This window comes from Brachybacterium sp. sponge, from assembly GCF_001613775.1.
In the GTDB taxonomy this organism is placed as follows: domain Bacteria; phylum Actinomycetota; class Actinomycetes; order Actinomycetales; family Dermabacteraceae; genus Brachybacterium; species Brachybacterium conglomeratum.
This window is the reverse complement of sequence record NZ_LRMP01000004.1, coordinates 424,788-450,011: the sequence shown is the minus strand read 5'-3', so window position 1 is coordinate 450,011 and position 25,224 is coordinate 424,788. Positions and strand designations below refer to the sequence as shown.

Below are 25,224 nucleotides of genomic sequence, written 5' to 3'. Positions count from 1 at the left end.
CCGTCAACAGCCGCCGCTGCCGGACTAGGATCGCGCCATGGCGGACAGACGCGACGGCCTGCGGTCCCTGCGACGACGTGCCCGGGGCGGCACCGACGCCGGCCCGGCCTATCCCGCGCACTGGGAGGCGGACATCGCGCTGCGCGACGGCTCGGCGGCGCACCTGCGGCCGATCCTGCCCGAGGACGCCGAGGCGCTCCAGGCCTTCCACCAGCGCCAGTCCGAGCACTCGCGGTACCTGCGGTTCTTCGCGCCGATGCCGCGGCTGTCCGAGCGGGACCTGACCCGCTTCACCACCGTGGACCATCGCGACCGGGTCGCCTTCGTCGTGCTGGTGGGGGAGGACATCGTCGCCGTCGGCCGCTACGACCGGACTTCCCCGCGCTCGGCGGAGGTCGCCTTCAACGTCGCCGACTCCCGGCAGGGCTCGGGACTGGGGTCCGTGCTGCTCGAGCACCTCGCGGCCGCCGCGCGGGAGCAGGGCATCGACGTGTTCACCGCCGAGGTGCTCCCGCAGAACACGAAGATGATCAAGGTCTTCACCGAGGCGGGCTTCGACGTCGACCGCACCCTCGACGACGGGGTGGTCATGGTGTCCTTCCGGATCGACCCCACCGCCCGGTCCCTCGCGGTGATGGCGGAGCGGGAGCACCGCGCCGAGGCGCGCGCCATGGAGCGGCTGCTCCACCCCGAGTCCGTGCTCCTGGTGGGGGTCTCCTCCCACCGCGATTCCGTCGGCGGCCGCTTCCTCACCGCGCTGGAGGAATCCGGCTACCCGGGAACCGTCCACCTCGTCTCCCGCGAGGCGCTCGAGCTGCGGGGCCGACGCGCCTGGGCGCGGATCTCCGAGGTCCCCGGACCCGTCGACCTCGCCGTGATCGCGCTGCGCCCCGAGGCCTGCCTCGACGCGGTCGAGGAGTGCGCCGAGATCGGGGTGCGCAGCGTCGTGATCCCCACCGAGGGATTCGCCGACAGCGAGCACGGCGGGAGCCTCCAGCGCGAGCTGGTGGCGCGGATCCGACGCCACGGCATGCGGCTGCTGGGCCCGGGATCCCTCGGCATGCTGCGCACCGGCGACTCGCCGCTCAACCTCTCCCTCGCCCCGCACATGCCGCGCGCGGGGCGGGCCGCGCTCGCCGGGCAGTCCAGCGCGCTCGCCGCGATGCTCCTGGCCGGCACCGATGCCCGCGGGATCGGCCTGCACGAGTTCGTGGGCGTGGGCAACCGCGCCGACGTCTCCCTCAACGACACCCTCCAGCACTGGGAGGACGACGAGGAGGTGGGCGTGATCGGGCTGGCCATGGAGTCGATGGGCAACCCGCGCAAGTTCACCCGGATCGCCCGGCGCCTGACCCGCCGCACCCCGCTGATCGTGCTGCGCCCGCCCGGCAGCGAGTCCCATCTGCCGCCCGGCCATGACGTGCGCCGCTCGACGCTGCCTCGGCGCGCCCTGGACCAGGTGCTCGACTCCGCCGGGGTCGTGCAGACCGGGGGAGTCGACCACCTCCTGGACGTCGTGGACGGCATCGAGCGCCAGGGCCTCCCGCTCGGGCCGCGGGTCGGGATCCTCTCCAACACCGCGGCGCTCGGCGCCTCGCTGCGCGGCGCCGCGGATCGCGCCGGGCTGCGCATCGTGGCAGACAACCGCTCCGTCCCCCTCTCGCCCGACCCGCGTCTGATCCAGCGCGCCTTCACCACGATGGCGGCGCTGGGCGAGGTGGACCTCGTGATCGCCGGGGTGCTCGACGCGCAGGGCGAGGACGCCGAGGAGGTGCTGCGCCAGATGGCGATCGTCGCCCGCCACTCCGAGGTGGTGCTGCTGGTGTGCGTGGTCACCGGCAGCGACCGCTTCGACGCGCTGCGCGGCCGGGTGCGCGTCGACCCGCAGCTCCCGCCGGTGCACGCCACCCCCTTCGCCGTCGTCCGCGCCGCCTCCGGCCTGCTCGAGGCGGCGCTGCGACCCGCGGCCGACGACGAGGAGCCGGCCCGGCGCGAGGACGTGGACCGCGTCGCGGCGCGAGAGATCGCCGAGCGGCTCCTGGGGGACCTCACCGGCGCGGGGAGCCCGTCGGCCCCCGGGGGCCGCGCCGGCGCCGGCACCGGCGCCGAGGTCGAGGTCGAGGTCGGGGGAGAGTACGTCGCCGCGCTCCTGGCCGCCTACGGCATCCAGCTGCTGCAGGGCCGACGCGTCGCCGACGAGGACGAGGCGCTCGCCCGCGCCGCCGAGATCGGATATCCCGTCGCGCTGAAGAGCACCGACCCCGTGCTGCGCCACCGTGCGGACCTCGGCGGGGTGCGCCTGGGGATCCCCGACGCCGTCCAGCTGCGCCATGCGGTGCAGGCCATGCGCAAGGACCTCTCCTACTCCTCCGCACCGCTCGAGGTGCAGGCGATGGCGCCGGCCGGGGTGCCGATGGTGGTGCGCAGCGTCGAGGACCCCTCCCTGGGGCCGGTACTCTCCCTGTCCGTGGCGGGGGACGCGACCGACCTCCTGGACGACATCGCCTATGCGATCCCGCCCTTCAGCGAGGCCGGTGCGCACCGGCTCGTCGACGCCCCCGCCAGCGCCGTCAAGCTTCGCGGCACCCGGGGGCTGCCGCCCGCGGACCGCGACGCGCTCGCCGACCTGGTGGTGCGGGTGGGCCTCCTCGCCGAGGACCTGCCCGAGCTCGCCTTCCTCGAGCTGTACCCGGTGCTGGTCGCCCAGCACGGCCTCACCGTGGTCGGGGCAGGAGCACGGCTCGCCCCCGCGCCGAACCGCACCGACGGGGCGCGCCGCACGCTGTCCGGGCCGCCCGGTGCCTGAGGATCGTGCGGCGTCCGCCGCGTGGGAGACTGGGGCGATGACCACCGCTCTGCCCGCCGACCTCCGGAAGGACCTCGAGACCGCCGGGTACTTCCCCCAGGCCGCCTCCCGCAGCATCGAGCGCTCCCTGCGCGGAGCGGCCGTGCTCACGCACCTCGTGCGTGCCGAGACCACCTTCGACGGCCCCGAGGTGCGACGGCACCTCACCGTCGTCGTGCTCACCGCGACGCACCTGCTGATCACCCATCTCGACGACGACCCCGCGGACGCGCTGAACCCCAGCCAGGTCGTCTCCACCACCGAGCGGGTGCGTCTGCGCCGCATCACCTCGACGGGCCTGTCCCAGGTCTTCGACACCGACGGGCAGCTCGCCACGGGCCGCGAGTCCGAGATCACCCTCGGAGTGACCTGGGACGGCAGCCGTCGCCTCGACCTCGAGCCGGCCGACTGCGGCGACCCCACCTGCCAGGCGGACCACGGCTACACCGGCAGCTCCGCCCCCGCGGACCTCGCGCTGCGGGTCAGCGCCCTGGCCGACGGCGAGGCCGCGGTCGAGGAGGCGCTCGCCTTCCACGACCGTCTCCTCGAGGCGATCGACGACCTCGGGGCCTGAGCCGGAGCATGGCCGAGATGGACGACCCCTTCCTGCCCGACTGGCCCGGGGACCTGCTGGCCCCGCCCTTCGCCGCGGGGGAGCGCCCGGGCCTGCTGGACGTGCTCGCCCCCCTCGCCTCCGCCCCCGAGGAGGGACGGGACCTGGTGGTGCTGCTCGACGGCGTCGGCGCGGACCTGCTGGCCGAGCACCGGGCGCTCACCCCGACGCTGAGGCGCCTCGAGGGCTCCGTCGAGCGGATCCGCACGGTCACCCCGTCGACGACCGCGAGCGCGATGGTCTCCCTGCACACGGGGCTCGCACCGCTCGAGCACGGGGTGCTGGGCTATCTCGGCTTCGATCCCGCGGGCCGCCGCGCCGTCAACCAGCTGACCGGCGCCCCGGGCCTGGACCCCCACGCCTGGATGCCGCTGGCGACCCCCGTGGAGGCCGGGGCACGCCGCGCCGTGCAGGTCGCCCCCGCCAAGCACGCCCGCTCCCATCTCAGCGGCGTCGCCTATCGCGGCTGGGAGTTCCTCGCCCAGGGGCGCGGGGACCGCGTCGAGGCGGTGCGCACCGCGCTGCACCGCGGCGGCCCGGACGCGCTGGTGCACCTGCACGTGGACGACGTGGACCACGCGGGCCATGCGCACGGCATCGACTCCGAGCCGTGGCGCACCGCGCTCGCCGAGGTCGACGCGCTGATCGGCACGCTGCTGCGACGGGTCCCCCGGGGGACCCGCGTCCACCTCACCGCCGATCACGGGATGGTCGACACTTCCGCCGCGCACACCGTCGACCTCGCCGAGGAGCCGGCGGTCCAGTCCCTGGTCGAGGAGGTGACGGGGGAGGCGAGGGCGCTCGCCCTGCACGCGGTGCCGGGCGACGGCGCCGCCGAGGAGCTCGCCGAGCGGATGCGGGAGCTGATGGGGGAGCGCGCCCTGGTCCTCACCCGGGAGCAGGTGCTCGCCTCGGGGCTGCTCGCCCCACCCGCCACGGCGATCCCCGCGCACGTCCGGGGACGGATCGCGGACGTGCTCGTCCTCGCCCGCGGACGCTGGGGCGTCGACGACTTCTCACGCCGCCCCGAGACGGCCCGGTCGATGATCGGGGTGCACGGATCGCTCACCTCGGCGGAGGCGGTCGTGCCGCTGCTGCGTGCGATCAGCTGAGCCCTGCCGCGGCGCGATGCCGGGCGGGCAGGGCCGCCCTCGGCGGTCCCGGGATCCGGGTCAGTCGTTCCGGGAGCCGAAGACGATCTCGTCCCAGCTGGGCATCGAGGCGCGCTTGCTCTTCGATCGGGAGGACTTCCGGGACGGCTTCGCGGGCTCCTCGGACTCGCCGGAGCCCTCGCCGCGCGCGGCGGCGGAGGCGTCGTCGAAGCCGGGCAGCGGCGTGAGGTCCACGGTGTCCTGGTACTGGATCTCGGGCCCCTGGGGCTCGTCGTCCGTCTCGTCGGCGGTCTCCTCGGCCGGGTCCTCGGCGCCGTCCTGCGCGCTCGGGGAGTCCGAGGGGTCCTCGGCGGCGAGCTCCTCGTCGGCGCCCTGCCCGTCCTGCTCCTCCGGCGCCGAGGAGTGCTCCCGCAGGGCCTCCGCGTCCGGGTCGTGGTCGGCGGGGGACCCGTCGGCCGCGGCGTCCGCTCCGGCCGCGGCCGGGCCCGAGAGCAACGGCGCGACGGGACGCGCGGGATCGGTGCGCGGGTCGGGATCGGCCGCGAGGTCGGAGCCCTGCGCCTCGGTGCCGTCGTCGCCGGGCTCCTCGACGGTCTCGTCGAGCCCCGACCAGACGGTCGCGGAGTCGTCGGGGCGGGGCACGGAGCGCATCCCCCGACGGGCGTTGAGCGCGTCGAGCTCGCTGTCCTCGAGCGCGGAGGGGTGCTCGTCCGCCACCGGACGGCGGGGCGGCCAGGTGCGGGCGCGGGGCGACTCGCCCTCGAGCGAGCCGTCGGCCTCGAGGTCGTACACGGAGGACTTCACGGCCTGGAGCCGGCCCCGGCCGCGGCTCGGCTCCGGCGGGGCGTCCTCGTCGCTGATCCAGCGGGCCTCGTCGTCCAGCGGGGAGACGGAGCGGGTCTCGACATCGGCGGCCCAGTGGGCCTGCCGGGTGCGACCGCCGGCGGAGAAGGTCAGCTCGAGGGTCCAGGTGCCGTCGGGGCGCCGCCAGGCGTCCCAGGCGCTCTCGCCGGTCGCCTCGCGGGCGGCGAGCCGCTCGGCGACGACCTCCTGGAGAGCAGGGCCTCCGCGGCCGACGGGGAAGGTGCGCGCCCGCTGGGCGGTCCACTCGCGCTCGGCGAGCACCGGCCCCTCGTAGCGGCGGACGTGCTCGAGGGGGATCTCGGAGGTCTCCGAGATCTCCTCCGCGCTGCGGCCGGCGCGGAGCATCGCCTGGATCTCCTTGGGGCGCAGCGGGGTCGCGTCGGCCGCCTGGATCATGTTCAGCGCGGGACGGTCCGAGCGCACCGCGGCGCGCAGTGCGCGGTCGATCCGCAGGGTGTACCGATCGCCGTCGGAGTCGACCAGGAGCAGATGCTCCCCGTCGTCGTGGATCCCGTCGAGATCGAGCTCGCGCATCGTCGTCCTCTCCGTCCGAGCCTGGTCTCGGAGCCTGGTCGCTCGCAGGCACAGTCTAGGCCGTGACCCTACAGTGCGACGCCTGGGTGCGCGCCGGACGCGCCCGGGCCGTCGGCACCGGACGCCGACGGGGCGGGGACGTCGTGTTGCCGCTCACGGGTGCCTCTGCAATAATGCCGCCGCATTCAGCGTTGGGACCCGGACCGGTCGGATGCGGTCCCTAGTGGCCGCACCGGCGCGGACATGCCCACACCCAGGTCGTACGACCCCGCAGACAACCAGGAACGGACCGTAGATGGCCACTGATTACGACGCCCCGCGCAAGAACGACGACGAGTCGAACGACGACTCCATCGAGGAGCTGAAGGGCCGACGGAACGAGGCGGCGACCCCCACGGTCGACGAGGACGAGGCCGAGGCGGCCGACTCCTACGAGCTCCCGGGCGCCGACCTCTCGGGCGAGGAGCTGTCCGTGCGCGTGCTGCCCCGCCAGGCGGACGAGTTCACGTGCGCCAGCTGCTTCCTCGTGAAGCACCGCAGCCAGATCGACCATGTCGAGGGCACGCTCATCATCTGCAAGGAGTGCGCGGCGGCCTGACGTGCGCGCGAGCGCGGGTCAGCACAGGGGGAGCACCCCGACAGCAGGAACGGCACCTCCCGATCGGGAGGTGCCGTTCGTCGTTCCCGGACCGGTCGCGTCCGGCCGGGCCGTGGCGCGTCACCGGCGAGGACGTGGACGGCGCCGCCGGTCAGGCCGCGCGCCGCGCCTGCTGCTGGGCGGTGCGCAGAGCGAGGGCGAGGTCCTCGGGGCGCCGGGTCGAGCCGACCCACGCGGTGGTCGGGTCCTCCGGATCCAGCACCGGGACGCGGATCCCGCTGCGCGTCCAGCCGCGCACCTCGTGGTGGGCCAGCGGCTCGAAGTCCTGACCGATCGTGAGCGCCCACTCCTCGCCGCGCAGCACCTGCGGCTCGCCCAGCTCCGTCACGTCGATCCGGGCGCGACCCAGGCGGAACCGGCCGTCCGAGACCTCCAGCACGGGGGAGTAGGAGATCAGCAGCACGATCGCGATCACGATGGAGACCGCCGACAGCGCGATCGCCGCGCCGAGGTGCAGGGGCACGATGACGAGCCCGAGCGCCGCACCGATGGCGACGCCGATCACCCAGGCGCCGACCCCGGGCAGGAGGTGCTCGCGGTGGAGAGGTGTCCCGGCGCCGCTCCCGGAGGCGGGGGCCGCACCGGCGGCGGACCGCTCGGACGGGGACTCGGCGGCGGGGGGAACGGCGGAGGCGGACATGCCCACCATGGTCTCACGCACTCCCTGGGCCCCCGGTGCGCGGAGGACGCCGCCGGAGCGCCTACCCTGGCGTCATGTCTGCCGATCCCGACACCAGCGCGCCGCTGCGGATCCGCCGCACCGGCGAGACCCCGCTCCCGCACCGCGCACACGCCGACGACGCCGGCCTCGACCTCGCCAGCGCCGAGGAGCTCGTGATCCCCGCGGGCGGCCGCGCCCTGGTCGACACCGGCCTCGCCGTCGCCCTCCCGCCCGGCACCGTGGGACTCGTCTGCCCCCGTTCGGGCCTCGCCGCGAAGCACGGCGTCACGGTCCTCAACGGCCCCGGTATCGTGGACGCCGGCTATCGCGGACCGCTCAAGGTCGCGCTGCACAACACCGATCCGACGGAGGACTTCCCCCTCCACGTCGGCGACCGGATCGCCCAGCTCGTGGTGGTGCCGTTCCTGGCCCCCGTGCTGCAGGAGGTCGACGACCTCGAGCAGACGGACCGGTCCACCGCAGGGTTCGGCTCCAGCGGCGGCTTCGACGGCGCACACCACCAGGAGGGATGACCATGGGACTGTTCTCCCGCAGGAAGCGGCAGGAGCCGGAGGAGATCGAGGGCCTCGACGCCCTGGACCTCGACTCGCCCGAGCAGGACGAGGCCCCGGAGGACGAGGGCGCGGCCGACGACGCCCTCCCCGAGGACGAGCCGGAGGCCCCCGCACGCGGGGACCATCTCGAGGACGGGCCCTACGACGAGGCCGATGCGCCCGACGAGGACCGCATCGACCTCGGCGGCCTGCTGGTCCCCGCCATCGACGGCATGGAGCTGCGGATGGAGGTCGACCAGCGCACGAACGCCGTGACCGGCGCGAACCTCGTCATCGAGGGCTCCTCGCTGCAGGTCCAGGCCTTCGCGGCCCCCAAGTCCCGCGGGATCTGGGAGGAGGTGCGGGGCAGGCTGCGCGAGTCCGTGGTCAAGCAGGGCGGCACCGCCGAGACCCGGCCGGGCGCCTTCGGGACCGAGCTGATCGCGCGCATGCCGGTCAAGCGGGCCGACGGGCGCACCGCCTACCGTCCCGCGCGCTTCATGGGCGTCGACGGGCGGCGCTGGCTGCTGCGCGCGGTCCTCTCCGGCAAGGCGCTGGCCGACCCCGAGCAGGCGCGCCGCTTCGAGACGCTCGTCTCCCGCCTGGTCGTCGTGCGCGGCGCGGAGGCGATGGCGCCGCAGGAGCTGATCCCCCTGCACCTGCCCGGCGAGCGTCCGGGCCTCAACCAGATCCGCTCCGGCCCGCTGGACCCGCTCGCCCGCGGTCCGGAGATCACCGAGATCGGATGAGCACCCACCGCGCCGGCGGCCGGCCCCGACGGGACCCGGCCGACTCGCCCTCCGCCCCCGCGCCAGCTGCCGGCCCCACGCCGCGCGGCGGCTCCGACGCCGCGCCTGCTCCCGGGACCGGCGCGCAGGACGCGCCCCCGTCGAACCAGCAGCCCGCGGGAGAGCCCGCTGTCGGCGAGGGATCGACCCGCAGCGGCCTCGGCGCCGTGCTCCAGGAGGAGGAGTTCTCCGTCGCCGACGCGATCGGCGGGCGCCGCGGGATCGTGGAGTCGGTGCTGCCGACGCTGCTGTTCGTCGTGCTCTTCGTCGCCACGGGCGCCGTGGGCCTCGCCGCGGGCGCCGCGGTCGCGGCCGTCGTGGTGATGCTGGTGGTGCGCCTCGTCCAGCGCCAGAGCCCCTCGACCGTGATCGGCGGGCTGATCGGGGTCGCGCTCGGCGCGGTCCTCGCGGTCCGCTCCGGGGAGGGGTCCGACTTCTACTGGCCGGGCATCGTCACCAACGCCGTCTCGCTGGCCGTGCTCCTGCTCTCCCTCGCCCTGCGGCACCCGCTGGTCGGCGTGGTCGTCGCGCTGCTGGACCCGCGGGTCTCGGACTGGCGCGAGCACGAGGACGGCCGCCGCGTCTACACCCGCGCGACCCTACTGTTCGCGGGGCTGTACGCGGCCAAGCTCGCCGTGCAGCTCCCGCTGCTGCTGACCGGCCAGGTCGCGGCGCTCGGCGCGGCGAAGATCGCCATGGGCCTGCCGGCCTTCGCGGTGATCGCCTATCTCGTCTGGCTCATGCACCGCGGGCTGCTCGCCCGCCGCGGCCTCCGCTGAGCCCCGACCGGCGCGGTCAGCGCACCGTCCACTGGATGAGATGATGGTGCACGATGTGCCCGCCGAGAGTTCTGCCGCCGTCCGAGCCGAACTCGGACCCGGAGTGGAGGAGAGTGGTCCGATGACCCCCGATGCCGACAGCGCGCCGAGCAGCCCCGCCCCCGGCGGCCGAGTCCTCACGGTCACCGCCGGCCCTCCCGCGGCCGGCGGCACCTTCGTGGCCCGCCACGAGGGCCGGGTCGTCTTCGTGCGCGGCACCGCACCGGGGGAGACCGTCACCGCCCGGCTCCTCGAAGACCCCCAGGCGAAGGCCGATGCCCGCTTCTGGCGCGCCGAGGCGCTCGACGTGCTCGAGGCCGGTCCCGACCGCGTCCCCACGGTGTGGGAGGAGGCCGGCGTCGACGGCGTCGGCGGCGCCGAATGGGCGCACATCGCCCTGCCGGCCCAGCGCCGCATCGCGAGCGAGGTCATGCAGGAGCTGCTGCGCCGCGCCGGGGTGACGAGCTTCCCGATCGAGCAGGTGCAGGTCGAACCCGCCCCGCACGACGCCGACGGGCTCGGCTGGCGCACCCGCGTGCGCTACGCCGTCGGCCCCGACGGGGAGGTCGGGATGCGCGGCTGGCGCTCGCACGAGGTGCGTCCCGTGGGCGAGGATCCCCTGTCGGCCCCCGCGGTGCGCGCGCTGCGCCTGGGGGAGTGGACCGCCCCCGAGGGCACCGAGGCCGTCGACGCCGTGGCCCCCTCGGCCGGTCCGGCCTCGGTGGTGCTGATCGGCCGCGACCTGGATCCCGAGGCGATCGAGATCCCGGAGAGCTGGGGCGACGCCGACGTCGCGGTCCGCACCGCCCGCGGTCTCGTCCCGCTGCGCGGCGACGGCACCGTCCACGAGCGCCTGGGCGAGCGGATGTTCACCGTCAGCGCCACCGGCTTCTGGCAGTCCCACCGCCGGGCCGCGGAGCTGCTCACCGAGGTCGTCGACTCCGCCCTGCACGCCCCGCGGGGCGGCAGCGCCTGGGACCTCTACGGCGGCGTCGGCGTCTTCGCCGCGGTCGCCGCGGAGCAGGTGGGCACGGGCGGCTCGGTCGTCTCCGTCGAGGGCAACCGCCGCGCCTCCCAGCTGGCCGCCCAGAACCTCGAGGACCTCCCGCAGGTCTCCACCGCCACGGCCGATGTCACCGACTGGGTGCGCGCACGCCGCGGCGGGGTCGACGCGGTGGTCCTGGATCCGCCGCGCGCCGGGGCGGGCGTCGAGCTGATGGGGCTGCTCGCCGGCGCCGTGCGCCAGCGCATCGTGTACGTCTCCTGCGAGCCCGCCACCCTCGCCCGCGACCTCGCCGCGATCGAGGGCAAGGGATGGCAGGTCAAGGACCTGCGCGCCTTCGACCTCTTCCCGCACACGCACCACATCGAGTCCGTCGCGGTCCTCGAGCGCTCCGCGGGCTGACCGGACCGACACGCGCCCGGCGCAGATGACGCCCTGTCAGGACCATGGGGTCCTGCGTGGTATGATTTATCTTGACTTCAAGATACTTGCCGGGGATCCGCCCGGCACCCCCTCCTCGGCCCGCGCCCTCCGCGTCGGGCCCCGAGGTGCGCGATCTCCTGCCGTAAGCGGGAGGCGCGCCTACGATGGAGGGGTCGAACCCATACCGAAGGAGTGCGTCCGATGAGCACTGTCGACTCATTCGCCGCGAAGCAGAAGCTCGAGGTCGGCGGCACCGACTACGAGATCTATGCGCTCGACGCCGTCGAGGGCGCCGAGAAGCTTCCCTACAGCCTCAAGATCCTGCTCGAGAACCTGCTGCGCACCGAGGACGGGGCGAACATCACCGCCGACCACGTCCGTGCGCTCGCGAGCTGGGACGCGACGGCCGATCCGTCCGTCGAGATCCAGTTCACGCCCGCCCGCGTGATCATGCAGGACTTCACCGGCGTCCCCTGCGTCGTCGACCTCGCCACCATGCGCGAGGCCGTCCAGGACCTCGGCGGGGATCCCGAGCGGATCAACCCGCTCGCCCCCGCGGAGATGGTCATCGACCACTCCGTGATGATCGACGTCGCGGGCCGCCTCGACGCGCTCGAGCAGAACATGGAGCTGGAGTACGAGCGCAACCGTGAGCGCTACCAGTTCCTGCGCTGGGGCCAGACCGCCTTCGACGACTTCAAGGTCGTCCCCCCGGGCACCGGCATCGTCCACCAGGTCAACATCGAGTACCTGGCCCGCACCGTCATGACCCGCGAGGTGGACGGGGTGCTGCGCGCCTACCCCGACTCCTGCGTCGGCACCGACTCGCACACCACCATGGTCAACGGCCTGGGCGTGCTCGGCTGGGGCGTCGGCGGCATCGAGGCCGAGGCCGCGATGCTCGGCCAGCCCGTCTCCATGCTGATCCCGCGCGTGGTGGGCTTCAAGCTCACCGGCGAGATCCCGCCGGCGGCCACCGCGACCGACGTCGTGCTCACCATCACCGAGATGCTTCGTCAGCACGGCGCGGTGGGCAAGTTCGTCGAGTTCTACGGCGAGGGCGTCTCCCAGGTCCCGCTCGCGAACCGCGCGACCATCGGCAACATGAGCCCCGAGTTCGGCTCGACCGTCGCGATCTTCCCGGTCGACGAGGTCACCACCGACTACCTGCGCCTGACCGGCCGCTCCGAGGAGCAGGTCGCCCTCGTCGAGGCCTACGCCAAGCGCCAGGGCCTGTGGCACGACCCGTCGACGGAGGTCGAGTACTCCGAGTACCTCGAGCTGGACCTCTCCACCGTGGTGCCCTCGATCGCCGGCCCCAAGCGCCCCCAGGACCGCATCGTCCTCACCGAGGCGAAGGAGTCCTTCCGCAAGGTGCTGCCGTCCTACGCGGGCGAGGGCCATCAGGTCGAGGAGGGCGAGGACGCCGGCAGCTTCCCCGCCTCGGACCCGGCCGGACTGGAGTCGGACAACGCTTCCGGCGGCGACGCTCCGGAGCGCCAGAACGTGATCGGCCGCGCCTCGGACCCGGTCCAGGTCAAGGGCAAGGACTTCGAGATCGACCACGGCATCGTCTCGATCGCCTCGATCACCTCGTGCACCAACACCTCGAACCCCTCGGTGATGATGGCCGCCGGCCTGCTCGCCCAGAACGCGGTGGACCGCGGCCTGGTCGCCAAGCCGTGGGTGAAGACCTCCATGGCCCCCGGCTCGCAGGTCGTCACCAACTACTACACCCGGGCGGGCCTCTGGCCGGCGCTCGAGGCGCTCGGCTTCCACCTGGTGGGCTACGGCTGCACCACCTGCATCGGCAACTCGGGCCCGCTGGACTCGGAGATCTCCGAGGCCATTGCCGAGAAGGACCTCGCCGTCACCGCGGTGCTCTCGGGCAACCGCAACTTCGAGGGCCGCATCAACCCCGACGTGAAGATGAACTACCTGGCCTCCCCGCCGCTGGTCATCGCCTACGCGCTCGCGGGCACGATGGACTTCGACTTCGAGAACGACCCGCTGGGGCAGGACAAGGACGGCCAGGACGTCTACCTGCGCGACATCTGGCCGAACCCGACCGAGGTCGAGAAGGTCATCGGCGAGTCCATCTCCCAGGAGATGTTCACCGAGGACTACAAGGACGTCTTCACCGGCGACGAGCGTTGGAGGAGCCTGGAGACCCCCGAGGGCGCGACCTTCGAGTGGGACTCCGAGTCCACCTACGTGCGCAAGCCCCCGTACTTCGAGGGCATGGAGGCGCAGCCTGCGCCGGTCGCCGACGTCGAGGGCGCCCGGGTGCTGGTCAAGGTTGGCGACTCGACCACGACCGACCACATCTCGCCCGCCGGCTCGATCAAGCTCGACTCCCCGGCAGGCAAGTACCTCCAGGAGCACGGCGTCGCGCGCAAGGACTTCAACTCCTACGGCTCCCGCCGAGGCAACCACGAGGTCATGATCCGCGGCACCTTCGCGAACATCCGCATCAAGAACCAGCTCCTCGACGGCGTCGAGGGCGGGTACACGAAGAACTTCCTGACCGGCGAGCAGGAGTTCATCTACGACGCCGCCCAGGCCTACGCCGAGCAGGACATCCCGCTCGTGGTCCTGGCCGGCAAGGAGTACGGCACCGGCTCCTCCCGCGACTGGGCCGCCAAGGGCACCAAGCTCCTCGGCGTCCAGGTCGTCATCGCCGAGAGCTTCGAGCGCATCCACCGCTCGAACCTCATCGGCATGGGCGTGCTGCCGCTGCAGTACCCCGCCGGCGAGACCGCCGAGTCCCTCGGGATCGACGGCACCGAGACCTTCTCCTTCACCGGGATCACCGCGCTGAACGAGGGCGCCACCCCGAAGACGGTCAAGGTCGTCGCCGCCAAGCAGGACGGCACCTCCGTGGAATTCGATGCGGTCGTCCGCATCGACACTCCCGGCGAGGCGGAGTACTACCGCAACGGCGGCATCCTGCAGTACGTCCTGCGCTCGCTGGTCGCGGCCTGATCGCAGGCCCCTCCCGCGCTGTCCGGTCCTCGTGACCGGCGCACGCTGCGCCCCGCCCGGCTCCGGCCCGGCGGGGCGCAGTCGGGTCCGGGCGCCGTCCCGAGGTGCCCCGTCCTGAGATGCCCCTCCCACCGTGCCCCGGCCCGGCCGGGCGGCCGCCCCGGGGCGCGAGCGGGGAACGACGGCCACGGGTGCGCGCCACGTCCCGGAGACCCCTCGAGCGCACCCCTGACCGGGCTGTCTGCACCGCGTTGCACACCTCGGCGGGGTCGGGTGAAGCCCCGGTGAAGATGTGCACAGATGTGACCATGTCTTCCGTCGCGGCAGGTCAGAACCACGTACTCTGAACAGGTCCCGATTCCGTCCCCGAGGGAGGACCGTGCGTGTCCACCACTGAGCAGCGCGCCGTCGCGCCGAGCCGTCGGCGCCCGCACCCCGCCCCCTCCCGCCCGGCGGCGGACTCGACCGTGCCCCCGTCCGAGGTGCCGATCCCCGCGGACCCCGAGGCGCTGCGCGCCCTGGACGCGGAACAGCTCCCGGGCCTCGCCCGCACCCTGCGCCGCCGCCTCCTCGAGATCTGCGCGGTCAGCGGAGGGCACCTCGGCCCGAACCTCGGCGTGGTCGAGCTGACCCTCGCCCTGCACCGCGAGTTCCGCTCCCCGGCGGAGCCGATCGTCTTCGACACCGGCCACCAGGCCTACGTCCACAAAATGCTCACCGGACGCGCCGACCTCGAGGGGCTCCGCCGCGCCGGCGGCACCTCCGGCTATCCCGACCGCGGCGAGTCCGAGCACGACCTGGTGGAGAACTCCCACGCCTCCGGCTCGATCGCCTGGGCGCACGGCCTGGACCGAGCCCACCGCCTCGCGGGGGAGCAGGGCGTGTCCGTCGCGGTGATCGGGGACGGCGCGCTCACCGGCGGCGTCGGCCTCGAGGCGCTCAACGAGCTCGCCGCGGACCGCGGCTCCCGCACCGTCGTCGTGCTCAACGACAACACCCGCTCCTACGCGCCCACCGTCGGCGGCCTCGCCCGACACCTCGCTGCGCTGCGCGCGGGGGAGGTGCTGCCCGGACAGGACGTCTTCACCCAGCTGGGCCTGACCTATCTCGGACCCGTCGACGGCCACGACCTCACCGCGCTCGCGGCCGCGACCGCCGCCGCCCGCGAGGCCGCGGAGGACCCTGGCAGCGCCGGCGTGGTCCTGCACGTCCTCACCCGCAAGGGCGCCGGCTTCGCCCGCGCCGAGGCCGACGCGGTGGACCACTGGCACGCCACCGGCCCCTTCTCGCTCCAGGGCGAGGAGGCGACGAAGCCCGCCGCCCGCACCTGGAGCGCCCGCCTGGGCGCCGCCGTGCTCGACGCCGCCCGGGCCGACGAACGGGTGGTCGCGCTCAGCGCCGCGATGATCGACCCCGTCGGGCTCACCCCCATGCAGCAGGAGATGCCCGAGCGCGTCCTCGACGTCGGCATCGCCGAGCAGCTCGCGCTGGACACCGCCGCGGGCCTGTCCGCCGGGGGCCGCCTGCCCCTCGTCGCGCTCTACGCGACCTTCCTGAACCGCGCCCACGACCAGCTGCTGCTGGACCTCGCCCTGCACGGCGAGGACGTGACGATCACCCTGGACCGCGCCGGGATCACGGGAGACGACGGCCCCAGCCACCACGGCATCTGGGACCTCGCCCTCGCCGCACAGGTGCCCGGGCTGAGCCTCTGGGCGCCACGCGACGCAGCCCGTCTCGATGCGGCGGTCCCCGCGGCCCTGGCCACCGCGGGCCCCTCGATCGTCCGCTTCCCCAAGGGCGCCTGCCCCGAGGAGCTCCCGGCGCTGGCCCAGCTGCCCGCCGGCGACGTGCTGCACGGGGAGGCGGAGGCCCCGATCGACGTGCTCCTGGTCTCCGTCGGCGCCCTCGCCGACCGCGCCCTCGCCGCCGCCCGGGAGATCGCGGCGTCCCGTCCCGCGGCGAACGTGGTCGTGCTCGACCCCGTCCGGGCGCTGCCGCTGGGCGAGGAGCTGCTGGACCTCGCCGCCGGCGCCCGCGCCGTGCTCACCCTCGAGGACGGCCTCGCGGAACGGGGGATCAGTGCCGCGCTCGCGCTGCGGCTCGGCCGCCGTGCGACGCCCGCGACGCCCGGACCCGTCGTGCACTGCCTGGGCGTGGACCTCGAGTTCCTCGCCCACGGCAAGCGCGACGCGATCCTCGCCGACCAGGGCCTGGACGTGCCGGGGATCGCCGCCGCGCTGGAGGAGCTCCTCGGCTGAGAGCGGGATCGGGGCCGAGGCTCACCGTCGCGGACCGCCCGGGCACGCACTCGCGGTGTCCGCCGCCCCGCTGACCGCCCCACGCTCGGCCAAGCCGTCGGGCGGCCCCGCGCTCAGCCCAGCGAGCTGCGCGGAGCGGGGTCGTCGGCCCGGGCCGTGAGGACGATCGGCGCGCCGTCGGTGACCTGCAGGGTGTGCTCCGCGTGCGCGCCGCGGGAGCCGTCGGCCGCCAGCTGGGTCCAGCCGTCCCGCTCGTCGACGACGAGCTCGGAGGTGGTCGGCACCAGGAACGGCTCGACGGTGATCAGCTGCCCCGCCACGAGCTCGGCGCCGCCGCCGGGGGTGCCGTGATTGGGGACGAAGGGCGCCTCGTGCATCGTGCGCCCCACGCCGTGGCCGCCGAAGCGGTCGTTGATCGAGTAGCCGAGCGAGGTCGCCTCGTTCATCACCGCGAAGCCGATGTCGCCGACGGTGGCCCCGGCGGTGACCTGGTCGATCCCGGCCCACATCACCTGCTCGGTGTCGCGGATCAGCTGCAGGTCCTCCGCGCGCGGGGTGCCGACGGGGATCGTCAGGCACGAGTCCGCCACCCAGCCCTCCACCGAGACGGCGAAGTCGAGGGAGAGCAGGTCCCCGTCCTCGAGCACCCGGTCGTAGGGGCGGCCGTGGAGCACGCCCTCGTTCAGCGAGGTGCAGATGACGTACCCGAAGGGGGAGGCGCCGAAGACGGGGTGGTAGTCGATGTAGCAGCTGGTCGCCCCGGCCTCGCGGATCAGGCGATGCGCCTCCGCGTCGACGTCCAGCAGGTTCCAGCCCACGTCCACGACCTGCCGCAGGTGCGAGAGCACGGAGGCGACGAACTCGCCGGCCGGACGGGCCTGCTCGGTGGTGGGCAGCTCCTGGGTGGAGCTGCGGCGACGGCGTCCGAGGATCATCGTGCCTCCTGCCAGGTGACCAGCCGGGCCCCGACCCAGGCGATCATCGGTGCGAACACGGCAGCGCCGAGCAGGTGGCCGAAGACGACCAGCTCGGGCAGCCCGGTGAAGTACTGGATGTAGCCGACCGCGCCCTGCGCGAGGGTCGCCGCGAGCAGCCACCAGGCCGCGGTGCGGGCCTCGCGGCGGGCACCCGAGCGGTGGAGGACGACCAGCATCGCGATCAGCAGGGCGAGGAAGAGGTAGACGGCGACGGCGTGGACCCGGGTGATCAGGACCGGGGAGAACATCAGACGGGTGACGTCCCCGGCATCGCCCGAATGCGGTCCGGTGCCGGTGACCAGCGTGCCGAGCACCAGCACCACGAAGCCCACCGCAGCCAGCGGAACGTAGAGCCCCAGCAGTCGTGGCGGGACCGCGAGGCGCACGTGCGAGTCGCCGTCGTAGAGCCGCACCAGCAGCACCGTCGAGAGCGCGCCGAGCACGGGGGAGATGAGGAAGTGGGGGCTGACGATCCCGGGGTGCAGGTCGAACCACACCACGAACGCCCCGATCAGCGCCTGCGCGGCGGTGCCGATCAGCGGCACCCACGCCAGCATCCGGAAGCCGCGTCCCTTGTGGGAGAGCCAGCGGTAGGTCACCAGCAGCACCGCGACCGCGAAGATGCTCAGCACGCCGGTGAGCGTGCGGTTGCCGAACTCGACGAAGGGGTGGATCCCGGCCTCGAGCGTCAGCTCCGGGGTGAAGTTCCCCGGCTCGCAGTGCGGCCAGGAGGAGCAGCCCAGTCCGCTGCCCGTCAGACGCACCGCGCCGCCCGAGAGGATGATCCCCATCTGGCAGATCAGGTTGCCCCACATCGCGATGGCGGCGAGACGTGCGCGCCGCTGCGGCCCCCAGGAGGTCAGACGACGGTCGGGCAGGGTGGTGATCCGCCCGTGGCGCTCGGGGGAGCGCTCGGCGGAGAGGGCAGGCGAGGACATGCCCAGCAGTCTAGGTTCCGCGGCCGAGGGCTGCCTGGACGCCGGGTGCGGATGCGAGGGATCCCGCATCGTGAGGACTCGGCGGTCGCCCAGGACGGCCGAGCAGCCGGACAGGGGCTCCGGGACCGGGGCCCGGCGTCGGGCTCGTGCGAGGGGGCTCAGGCATCCGTCCAGCGGAACCAGCGCACGACGGCCGCGACCCCTGCCGCGGCCCACAGCAGCAGCACCACGGCGGAGCCGGGGGAGAAGTGCCCGCCCGCGAGGCAGGCCCGCATCAGCTCGCCGAGCGCGCCCGAGGGCAGCAGGTCCGCGAGCCCGCCGAGGATCCGCGGGAACGAGGTGGTGGGGAAGGCGACGCCGCCGACGGCGACGAGCAGCACGAACACGAGGTTCGCCACCGCCAGCACCGCCTCGGTGCGCAGCAGCCCCGCGACCAGCAGACCGAGCGCCCCGAAGGCCGCCGTCCCCACCAGCCAGACGGGGACGAGGGCCGCGAGGCCGGCGATCTCCGGCCGCCAGCCCAGGACGAGGCCCAGCACCCCGAGGACGACCACCTGCAGCACGTGGGTGGTGAGGGTGGCGAGGATCTTCCCGGCGAGATAGCCGCTGCGCCCCAGCGGCGTCGTCGCGATCCAGCGCAGCACGCCGTTGCGACGGTCGAAGCCGGTCATGATCGCCTGCGAGGTGAAGGAGGTCGAGATCAGCGCGGTCGCGAAGGTCGCGGCGACCGCGGTGTCGATCGCGGGAGTGCCCTCGATCCGGCCGACGGGCAGCAGCCACAGCCCCACCATCACCATCGCCGGCAGCGCGATCGCGACCATGAGCTGCTCCCCGTTGGAGAGCAGCACGCGGGTCTCGAGCCGGGCATGGGAGAGGATGCGGCGCATCGCCGGGGCGGGTCGCGGCACGCGCGGCGCGGCGGCGGTGCCGCCGGCGGCGGAGGGAGAGGTCGACGGGGTGGCGGCGCTCATCGGGCGGCTCCTGCGCTGGGGGCGTCGTCGTGGCGGGTCGTGCTCCCGGTGGCCCCGTCCCCCGGGGCGTCGCGGTCCATCAGGTCCAGCAGCACCTCCTCGAGGTCCGCGGCGGCGGCGCTGGAGACCTCCAGACGGGCGCCGTGGCGGGCGGCGGCCTCGTGCAGGGCCTGTTCGAGGGCGGGCACGGCGTCGGGGGCGACGCCGCTCGCGGTCGCCCGGAGGGTCACGCCACCGCCTGGTCCGCGATGCTCACGGATCACCTCCTGCACGCTGCCGGAGGCGAGCACGCGGCCGCGAGAGATCACGCGCACCGCGTCGGCGAGCCCGACCACGTCGTCCATCAGATGGGTGGTGAGCACGACGGCGGTGCCGGTGCGGGCCAGCCCCCGGATCAGCTCGCGCACCCGGCGTCGGATCGAGGGATCCATCCCGGCGGTCGGCTCGTCGAGGAAGACGAGGTCGGGCCGGCCGATGATCGCCAGTGCCAGGGCGAGCCGCTGGCGCTGGCCTCCGGAGAGGCGCCGCACGAGGGTGCGGGCGAACTCGTCGATGCCGAGATGGGCGGCGACCTCGTCGACGTCGAGCGGGGCGGCGTGCAGGCTCGCCCCGTAGCGCAGCAGCTGCATCGCCGTCGCGCCCGAGGCGAGGCCGCCGTCCTGGATCATCACTCCCACCCGGGCGCGGTGCTCGGGGCTCGCGCGCCAGGGGTCGGCGCCGAGCACGCGCACGCTGCCGGCGTCGGGACGCAGCAGGCCGGTGGCGCAGGAGACGGCGGTGGTCTTGCCGGCGCCGTTGGGGCCGAGCAGCGCGGTGACCTCGCCGGGCTCGGCGGTCAGGCTCAGGCCGTCGAGGGCGCGCACGGCGCCGTAGGAGTGGGCGAGGTCGGTCGCGACGAGGGCAGGGGAGTGGTCGTCCATGGCCGCCCCATCGTAGGCCGGACGCGGCGCCGGGCCGGGGACGGCGCCGCGTCCGGGCCGGGGGAGGTGGGCGAGACCTCACCCGGCCGGTGCCGGACTCACCGTCCGGTGACGTGCAGCGGCGTGTGCGCGGGGTCGACGACCTCCGCGGCGAGCGGCGCCTCGGGAGCGGTGCCGCCGGGGCCCCAGGTGTCGGTCTCGAAGCGGTCGCGGTCGTGCGCCTCCAGCAGGGGCTCGAGCGCCGGGCCGGCGGGGACGACCTGGGTGGGGTTGATGTCCTCGTGCACGTAGTAGTAGTGCCGCTTGATCTGGGCGAAGTCGACCGTGTCGCCGAAGCCCGGGGTCTGGAAGAGGTCCTTGGTGTAGTTCCACAGGTTCGGCATCGAGGCGAGGGTCTGCCGGTTGGCCTTGAAGTGGCCGTGGTAGACGGGGTCGAAGCGGATCAGCGTGGGGAACAGGCGCACATCGGCCTCGGTGATCGAGGGGCCCATGAGGTAGCGGCTGCGGCCCAGGCGCTCCTCGAGCTCGTCGAGGGCCTCCCAGAGGAGCGTGTACTCGCGCTCGTAGTCCTCCTGCGAGCCGGCGAAGCCGACCTTGTACACGCCGTTGTTCACGCGGTGGAGCATCCACTTGTTCAGTGCGTCGATCTCCTCGCGCTGCGCCTCGGGATAGAGGTCCGGGGCGCCGTCGCGGTGGTGGGCGGTCCACTCGGTGGCGAGGTCGAGGGTGATCTGCTGGAAGTCGTTGGTCACGACGGCCCTGGTGGGCACGTCCACGACGGCGGGGACGGTGATGCCGCGCGGGTAGTCGGGGAAGCGCGCGAAGTAGGCCTGCTGCAGGCGCTCGTAGCCGAGCACGGGATCCACCTCGCCGGGATCGAGGTCGAAGGTCCAGGAGCGCTTGTCGTGGGTGGGGCCGGGCATCCCCACCGAGATCACGTCCTCCAGGCCCAGCAGACGACGGGAGATCAGGGTGCGGTTGGCCCACGGGCAGGCGCGGGCGGCGATCAGCCGGTAGCGCCCGGCCTCGACGGGCCAGCCATCGCGGCCGTCGCGGGTGATCCGGTCGTCGATGTAGTTCATGTCGCGGTCGAAGGCCTTGCCGGCGGAGACGTAGGCGCCGCGGGTCGAGTGCTCCTCGGCGGCGGCGTCCGTGGGCGCGGGGGTGGTCTCGTTCATGGTGGGTCCCTTCGTGTCGGTGGCGTCGCCGTCATGGTAGTTGAAAACGGTACTAGATGGAAGCCTCTCGGGGTGGCGGTCCCCGGTGCGCCGGGGCGGGCGCCCGGGTGTGCTCCGCGCCCGGGTCGTGCACCCTGTGCGAGGGGGCGCGATCCGCCCCACCCTGTGCGACATCGCAGGTAAGGGCACCCTTCGTGGCCGGGGGCACAGGACTCGGGCAGTATTTGGAAAGAGTCCTGTTGTAAAATCTAGGTGGTCGAGAAGGGAGGTGCAGGATGGCCGAGCAGGATGCGCAGGAGCTCGCGGCGAAGCCCGAGCCGACCACGCGCGATCGCCTCGTCGAGGCGATCTCCACCCACGGACCCATCACCGCCCGGCAGCTCGCCGAGCGCTTCGGCCTCACCAGCGCCGCCGTGCGCCGCCATCTCGCGGCGCTCGAGGCGGAGGGGACCATCGCCGAGCACGAGGTGCCCGTGGCCCATCGCGGCCGCGGTCGCCCCAGCAAGACCTTCGTGCTCTCGCCGTCTGCGCACGAGGACTTCGCAGCCGGCTACGACGAGCTGGCCGTGATGGCGGTCGACGAGCTCGCCCGCCGCGGCGGCGACGAGGCGGTGACCGCCCTCGCGGAGCGGCGGATCTCCGACTGGGAGCAGCGGCTCGCCGAGCGGGTCGACCGCCTCGAGACCGAGACCGGGGAGCCGGTGGGCACCGCCGAGCGGCTCGAGCTGCTCTCGCAGCTGCTCACCGAGCGCGGATACGCCACCACCGTCCGCCCGCTCCACGTCCCGCTGCCGGCCGCTCGTCGCGAGGGCGGCGCCGGGCCGCGTAGCCTCGTCACCGCGCAGCTCTGCCACGGCCGCTGCCCCGTCCTCGACGTGGCCGCCGACCATCCGGAGCTGTGCGAGGCCGAGACCCGCGTCATCTCCCGCATCATCGGGGCCCCCGTCCAGCGCCTGGCCACCCTGGCGCAGGGGGCTCACGTCTGCACGACCCACATTCCGCTCACCGAGGGAAGGACACCATGACGAGCGCACCCGAGAAGCTCTCACAGGACGAGATCATCGATTCGATCGGCAACTACGCCTTCGGATGGCACGACGAGGACTCGGCCGGGGCCAGCGCGCGCCGCGGCCTGTCCGAGGACGTCGTGCGCGACATCTCCGCACGCAAGGACGAGCCCGAGTGGATGCTCGAGCGCCGGCTGAAGGCGCTGAAGCTCTTCGAGAAGAAGCCGCTGCCCACCTGGGGCCCGGACCTCTCCGGCATCGCCTTCGACGACATCAAGTACTTCGTCCGCTCCACCGAGAAGCAGGTCACCGACTGGAACGACCTGCCCGAGGACATCAAGGAGACCTACGACCGCCTCGGCATCCCCGAGGCCGAGAAGCAGCGCCTCGTCGCCGGCGTCGCCGCGCAGTACGAGTCCGAGGTCGTCTACCACCAGATCCGCGAGGACCTGGAGGAGCAGGGCGTCATCTTCCTGGACACCGACACGGCGCTCAAGGAGCACCCGGAGCTGTTCAAGGAGTACTTCGGCACCGTCATCCCCTCGGGTGACAACAAGTTCTCCGCGCTGAACACCGCCGTGTGGTCCGGCGGCTCCTTCGTCTACGTCCCCAAGGGCGTGCACGTCGAGATCCCGCTGCAGGCCTACTTCCGGATCAACACCGAGAACATGGGCCAGTTCGAGCGCACGCTGATCATCGCCGACGAGGGCTCCTACGTCCACTACGTCGAGGGCTGCACCGCGCCGATCTACAAGTCCGACTCGCTGCACAGCGCCGTCGTCGAGATCGTCGTGAAGAAGGACGCCCGCGTCCGCTACACGACCATCCAGAACTGGTCGAACAACGTCTACAACCTGGTCACCAAGCGCACCACGGTCGAGCAGGGCGGCGTCATGGAGTGGGTCGACGGCAACATCGGCTCCAAGGTCACCATGAAGTACCCGGCCGTCTGGCTGATGGGCGAGCATGCCCGCGGCGAGACCCTCTCCGTCGCCTTCGCCGGCGAGGGCCAGAACCAGGACACCGGCTCGAAGATGGTGCACATGGCGCCGCACACCTCGAGCTCGATCGTCTCCAAGTCGGTCTCGCGCGGCGGCGGCCGCTCCTCCTACCGCGGCCTGGTCCAGGTCATGCCCGGTGCCGAGCACTCCGCCTCGACCGTGCTGTGCGATGCGCTGCTGGTCGACCAGATCTCGCGCACCGACACCTACCCCTACGTCGACGTGCGCGTCGACGACGTCCAGATGGGCCACGAGGCCACCGTCTCCAAGGTCTCCGAGGAGCAGCTCTTCTACCTGATGAGCCGCGGCATGGAGGAGACCGAGGCGATGGCGATGATCGTGCGCGGTTTCATCGAGCCCATCGCCCGCGAGCTCCCGATGGAGTACGCCCTCGAGCTGAACCGCCTGATCGAGCTGCAGATGGAAGGAGCAGTCGGCTGATGACGACCACTGATGTGAAGGGTGCCGAGAGCGCCGGGGACCCGACCGCGAACGAGGCCGTGGGCCACGCGGCGGGCGCCGCGCCCGTCGCCGCCGGGACCGCCCTGGAGGGCACCGACACGACGGCCGCGCCGGAGCTGGAGGAGGAGAACCTCAGCCTGCCGGGCCAGGAGGTCTCCGCCGCCCACGCCGCGCTGAACCGCGGCGCGCGACTGCGCTCCTTCGAGGTCGCCGACCACGCCGTGCCCAAGAGCGACATCGAGGAGTGGCGCTTCACCCCGCTGCGCCGCTTCTCCGCCCTCTTCGAGGACGCCGCCACCGACGATCGCGAGGGCGACCCCGCCGTCGACTACGCCGTGACCGTGCCCGAGGGCGCCCCGGAGCCCTCGACGCTCGCCCCCGGACAGGCTCCCCGCGGTACCGTGCTGGTCCCCGAGGACCTGCCCACCGCGATCGCCTCCGCCCGCACCGAGCAGGCGCTGCACCTGGTCGCCGCCAAGAACGTCGCCTACGACGCGCCGTTCCGCGTGGACATCACCGGCCGGGGCGCGGACCGCCGCGCCAACGCGCACCTCGTGATCGAGGCGCAGGAGTCCTCCTCCTCGATCGTGGTGCTGAACCACACCGGCTCGGCGCAGTACGCGCAGGACGTGGAGATCCTCGTCGGCGACAACGCGCAGATGACCGTCATCACCGTCCACGACTGGGACGACGACGCGGTGCACATCGCCCAGCACCACGCCCGCGTGGGCCGCGACGCCCGCCTGAAGCACGTCGCCGTCACCCTCGGCGGCAGCGCGGTGCGCCTGAACTCGATCGGCGAGTACGCCGCCCCCGGCGGCGAGATCGAGAAGCTCGGCCTCTACTTCTCCGACGAGGGCCAGTTCTTCGAGAACCGCCTGTTCATCGACCACAGCGCCCCGAACTGCACCTCCAACGTCGCCTACAAGGGCGCGCTGCAGGGCAAGGGCGCGCGGTCCGTGTGGGTCGGCGACGTGCTGATCCGCAAGGAGGCCGAGGGCACCAACACCTACGAGCTCAACCGCAACCTGGTGCTCACCGAGGGCGCCCGCGCCGACTCGGTGCCGAACCTGGAGATCGAGACGGGCGAGATCGAGGGCGCCGGCCACGCCGCCGCCACCGGACGCTTCGACGACGAGCAGCTGTTCTACCTGCGCGCTCGCGGCATCCCGGAGATCGAGGCGCGCCGCCTGGTCGTGCGCGGCTTCTTCGCCGAGATCATCCAGCAGATCGACGTGCCGGAGGTGCGCGAGCGCCTCTCGGCCGCGATCGAGGACGAGCTCGCACGGAGCATGAACTGATGTCGGACGCCTTCGTCCCCGTCGCCGCCCTGGCCGACCTCGCCCCCGGCGAGGCGATCGACGTCGTCGCCGGCGGGATCGAGATCGCCCTGGTGCGCGACGAGGACGGCGGCGTCCACGCCCTCGAGGACGTCTGCTCGCACGACGAGATCGCGCTGAGCGACGGCGATGTCGAGGGATGCACCATCGAGTGCTGGAAGCACGGCAGCCAGTTCGACCTCGTCACCGGTCGACCCCTGCAGCTCCCGGCGGTCCTGCCCGTGCGGGTGTTCCCCGTGCGCATCGACGAGAGCAGCGGCGAGATCCTCGTGGATCCCTCCGCCGCTCCCGCCACCTGACCTCGCGGGCGC

The 25,224-nt window shown here is 73.5% G+C and carries 21 protein-coding genes; 14 read left to right on the top strand and 7 right to left on the bottom strand.

The window, feature by feature from the left end:
• Positions 1-37 precede the first annotated feature (37 nt).
• From A4A78_RS16550 to A4A78_RS16540, 3 genes are read left to right on the top strand one after another with little or no spacing between them, the layout of a single operon-like run.
• The gene (locus tag A4A78_RS16550) at positions 38-2,806 is read left to right on the top strand and encodes a GNAT family N-acetyltransferase (RefSeq protein ID WP_062951112.1); all 2,769 of its coding nucleotides are present in this window, start codon (positions 38-40) and stop codon (positions 2,804-2,806) included.
• A gap of 37 nt (positions 2,807-2,843) precedes the next feature.
• Positions 2,844-3,419: a DUF5998 family protein gene (locus A4A78_RS16545; RefSeq protein ID WP_053917252.1), complete on the top strand. Its 576-nt coding sequence runs from the start codon at positions 2,844-2,846 to the stop codon at positions 3,417-3,419.
• 17 nt (positions 3,420-3,436) lie between these two features.
• Positions 3,437-4,570: an alkaline phosphatase family protein gene (locus A4A78_RS16540; protein WP_062951333.1), complete on the top strand. Its 1,134-nt coding sequence runs from the start codon at positions 3,437-3,439 to the stop codon at positions 4,568-4,570.
• Between the two features lie 60 nt (positions 4,571-4,630).
• Here the strand turns inward: A4A78_RS16540 and sepH are convergent, their stop codons facing one another.
• Entirely contained in the window at positions 4,631-5,968 is a 1,338-nt protein-coding gene (gene sepH / locus A4A78_RS16535; RefSeq protein ID WP_062951107.1) for a septation protein SepH, read from the bottom strand.
• 295 nt (positions 5,969-6,263) lie between these two features.
• Between sepH and A4A78_RS16530 the strand changes: the two genes are divergently transcribed.
• Positions 6,264-6,566, top strand: coding sequence for a DUF4193 domain-containing protein (locus A4A78_RS16530; RefSeq protein WP_010550618.1), 303 nt, complete (start codon positions 6,264-6,266; stop codon positions 6,564-6,566).
• A 151-nt stretch (positions 6,567-6,717) separates the two neighbouring features.
• On the opposite strand, the gene A4A78_RS16525 is transcribed toward A4A78_RS16530, so the two are convergent.
• Complete coding sequence (locus tag A4A78_RS16525; protein WP_231881081.1) at positions 6,718-7,266, bottom strand: DUF3093 domain-containing protein; 549 nt, start codon at positions 7,264-7,266, stop codon at positions 6,718-6,720.
• Positions 7,267-7,340: 74 nt separating this feature from the next.
• Here A4A78_RS16525 and dut point away from each other — a divergent pair, with 74 nt between their 5' ends.
• The 6 genes from dut (at position 7,341) to A4A78_RS16495 (ending at position 16,119) form a co-directional block, all read left to right on the top strand.
• Positions 7,341-7,820 (top strand): dUTP diphosphatase, encoded by a 480-nt coding sequence (dut, locus tag A4A78_RS16520; RefSeq protein ID WP_062951103.1) that lies wholly within the window; start codon positions 7,341-7,343, stop codon positions 7,818-7,820.
• Entirely contained in the window at positions 7,817-8,590 is a 774-nt protein-coding gene (locus tag A4A78_RS16515) for a DUF3710 domain-containing protein (RefSeq protein ID WP_231881080.1), read from the top strand. Before dut ends, A4A78_RS16515 begins: the two co-directional genes overlap by 4 nt.
• Positions 8,587-9,408 carry a DUF3159 domain-containing protein gene (locus tag A4A78_RS16510; protein WP_062951099.1) on the top strand — a complete coding sequence of 274 codons (822 nt, stop codon included), beginning with the start codon at positions 8,587-8,589 and terminating at the stop codon, positions 9,406-9,408. The genes A4A78_RS16515 and A4A78_RS16510 overlap by 4 nt, the downstream gene beginning before the upstream one ends.
• 121 nt (positions 9,409-9,529) lie before the next feature.
• Positions 9,530-10,852: a class I SAM-dependent RNA methyltransferase gene (locus A4A78_RS16505; protein ID WP_062951097.1), complete on the top strand. Its 1,323-nt coding sequence runs from the start codon at positions 9,530-9,532 to the stop codon at positions 10,850-10,852.
• Positions 10,853-11,074: 222 nt separating this feature from the next.
• A complete protein-coding gene (acnA, locus tag A4A78_RS16500; protein ID WP_062951095.1) occupies positions 11,075-13,858 on the top strand; it encodes an aconitate hydratase AcnA in 2,784 nt (927 codons plus the stop codon).
• Positions 13,859-14,241: 383 nt separating this feature from the next.
• Positions 14,242-16,119 carry a 1-deoxy-D-xylulose-5-phosphate synthase gene (locus A4A78_RS16495; RefSeq protein WP_231881079.1) on the top strand — a complete coding sequence of 626 codons (1,878 nt, stop codon included), beginning with the start codon at positions 14,242-14,244 and terminating at the stop codon, positions 16,117-16,119.
• Positions 16,120-16,232: 113 nt separating this feature from the next.
• Here A4A78_RS16495 and map read toward each other — a convergent pair whose 3' ends face one another.
• The 5 genes from map to A4A78_RS16470 all read right to left on the bottom strand — a co-directional run bounded on the left by map (position 16,233) and on the right by A4A78_RS16470 (position 21,103).
• Complete coding sequence (gene map, locus A4A78_RS16490; protein ID WP_062951093.1) at positions 16,233-17,054, bottom strand: type I methionyl aminopeptidase; 822 nt, start codon at positions 17,052-17,054, stop codon at positions 16,233-16,235.
• Complete coding sequence (locus tag A4A78_RS16485) at positions 17,051-18,034, bottom strand: heme A synthase (RefSeq protein ID WP_062951088.1); 984 nt, start codon at positions 18,032-18,034, stop codon at positions 17,051-17,053. Before A4A78_RS16485 ends, map begins: the two co-directional genes overlap by 4 nt.
• Before the next feature lie 158 nt (positions 18,035-18,192).
• A complete protein-coding gene (locus A4A78_RS16480) occupies positions 18,193-19,005 on the bottom strand; it encodes an ABC transporter permease (RefSeq protein WP_062951087.1) in 813 nt (270 codons plus the stop codon).
• On the bottom strand, positions 19,002-19,925 hold the full coding sequence (locus A4A78_RS16475; protein ID WP_062951085.1) for an ABC transporter ATP-binding protein: 924 nt from the start codon (positions 19,923-19,925) through the stop codon (positions 19,002-19,004). Before A4A78_RS16475 ends, A4A78_RS16480 begins: the two co-directional genes overlap by 4 nt.
• 98 nt (positions 19,926-20,023) lie before the next feature.
• Complete coding sequence (locus A4A78_RS16470; protein WP_062951081.1) at positions 20,024-21,103, bottom strand: glutathione S-transferase family protein; 1,080 nt, start codon at positions 21,101-21,103, stop codon at positions 20,024-20,026.
• A 275-nt stretch (positions 21,104-21,378) separates the two neighbouring features.
• Between A4A78_RS16470 and A4A78_RS16465 the strand changes: the two genes are divergently transcribed.
• The 4 genes from A4A78_RS16465 to A4A78_RS16450 are packed head-to-tail and all read left to right on the top strand — an operon-like array spanning position 21,379 to position 25,212.
• Positions 21,379-22,128: a metalloregulator ArsR/SmtB family transcription factor gene (locus tag A4A78_RS16465; RefSeq protein ID WP_062951079.1), complete on the top strand. Its 750-nt coding sequence runs from the start codon at positions 21,379-21,381 to the stop codon at positions 22,126-22,128.
• Positions 22,125-23,552, top strand: a complete 1,428-nt coding sequence (sufB, locus tag A4A78_RS16460; RefSeq protein WP_010550633.1) for a Fe-S cluster assembly protein SufB — start codon at positions 22,125-22,127, stop codon at positions 23,550-23,552. The genes A4A78_RS16465 and sufB overlap by 4 nt, the downstream gene beginning before the upstream one ends.
• Positions 23,552-24,874 (top strand): Fe-S cluster assembly protein SufD, encoded by a 1,323-nt coding sequence (gene sufD / locus A4A78_RS16455; protein ID WP_062951074.1) that lies wholly within the window; start codon positions 23,552-23,554, stop codon positions 24,872-24,874. Before sufB ends, sufD begins: the two co-directional genes overlap by 1 nt.
• On the top strand, positions 24,874-25,212 hold the full coding sequence (locus A4A78_RS16450) for a non-heme iron oxygenase ferredoxin subunit (RefSeq protein ID WP_062951073.1): 339 nt from the start codon (positions 24,874-24,876) through the stop codon (positions 25,210-25,212). The genes sufD and A4A78_RS16450 overlap by 1 nt, the downstream gene beginning before the upstream one ends.
• Positions 25,213-25,224 lie beyond the last annotated feature (12 nt).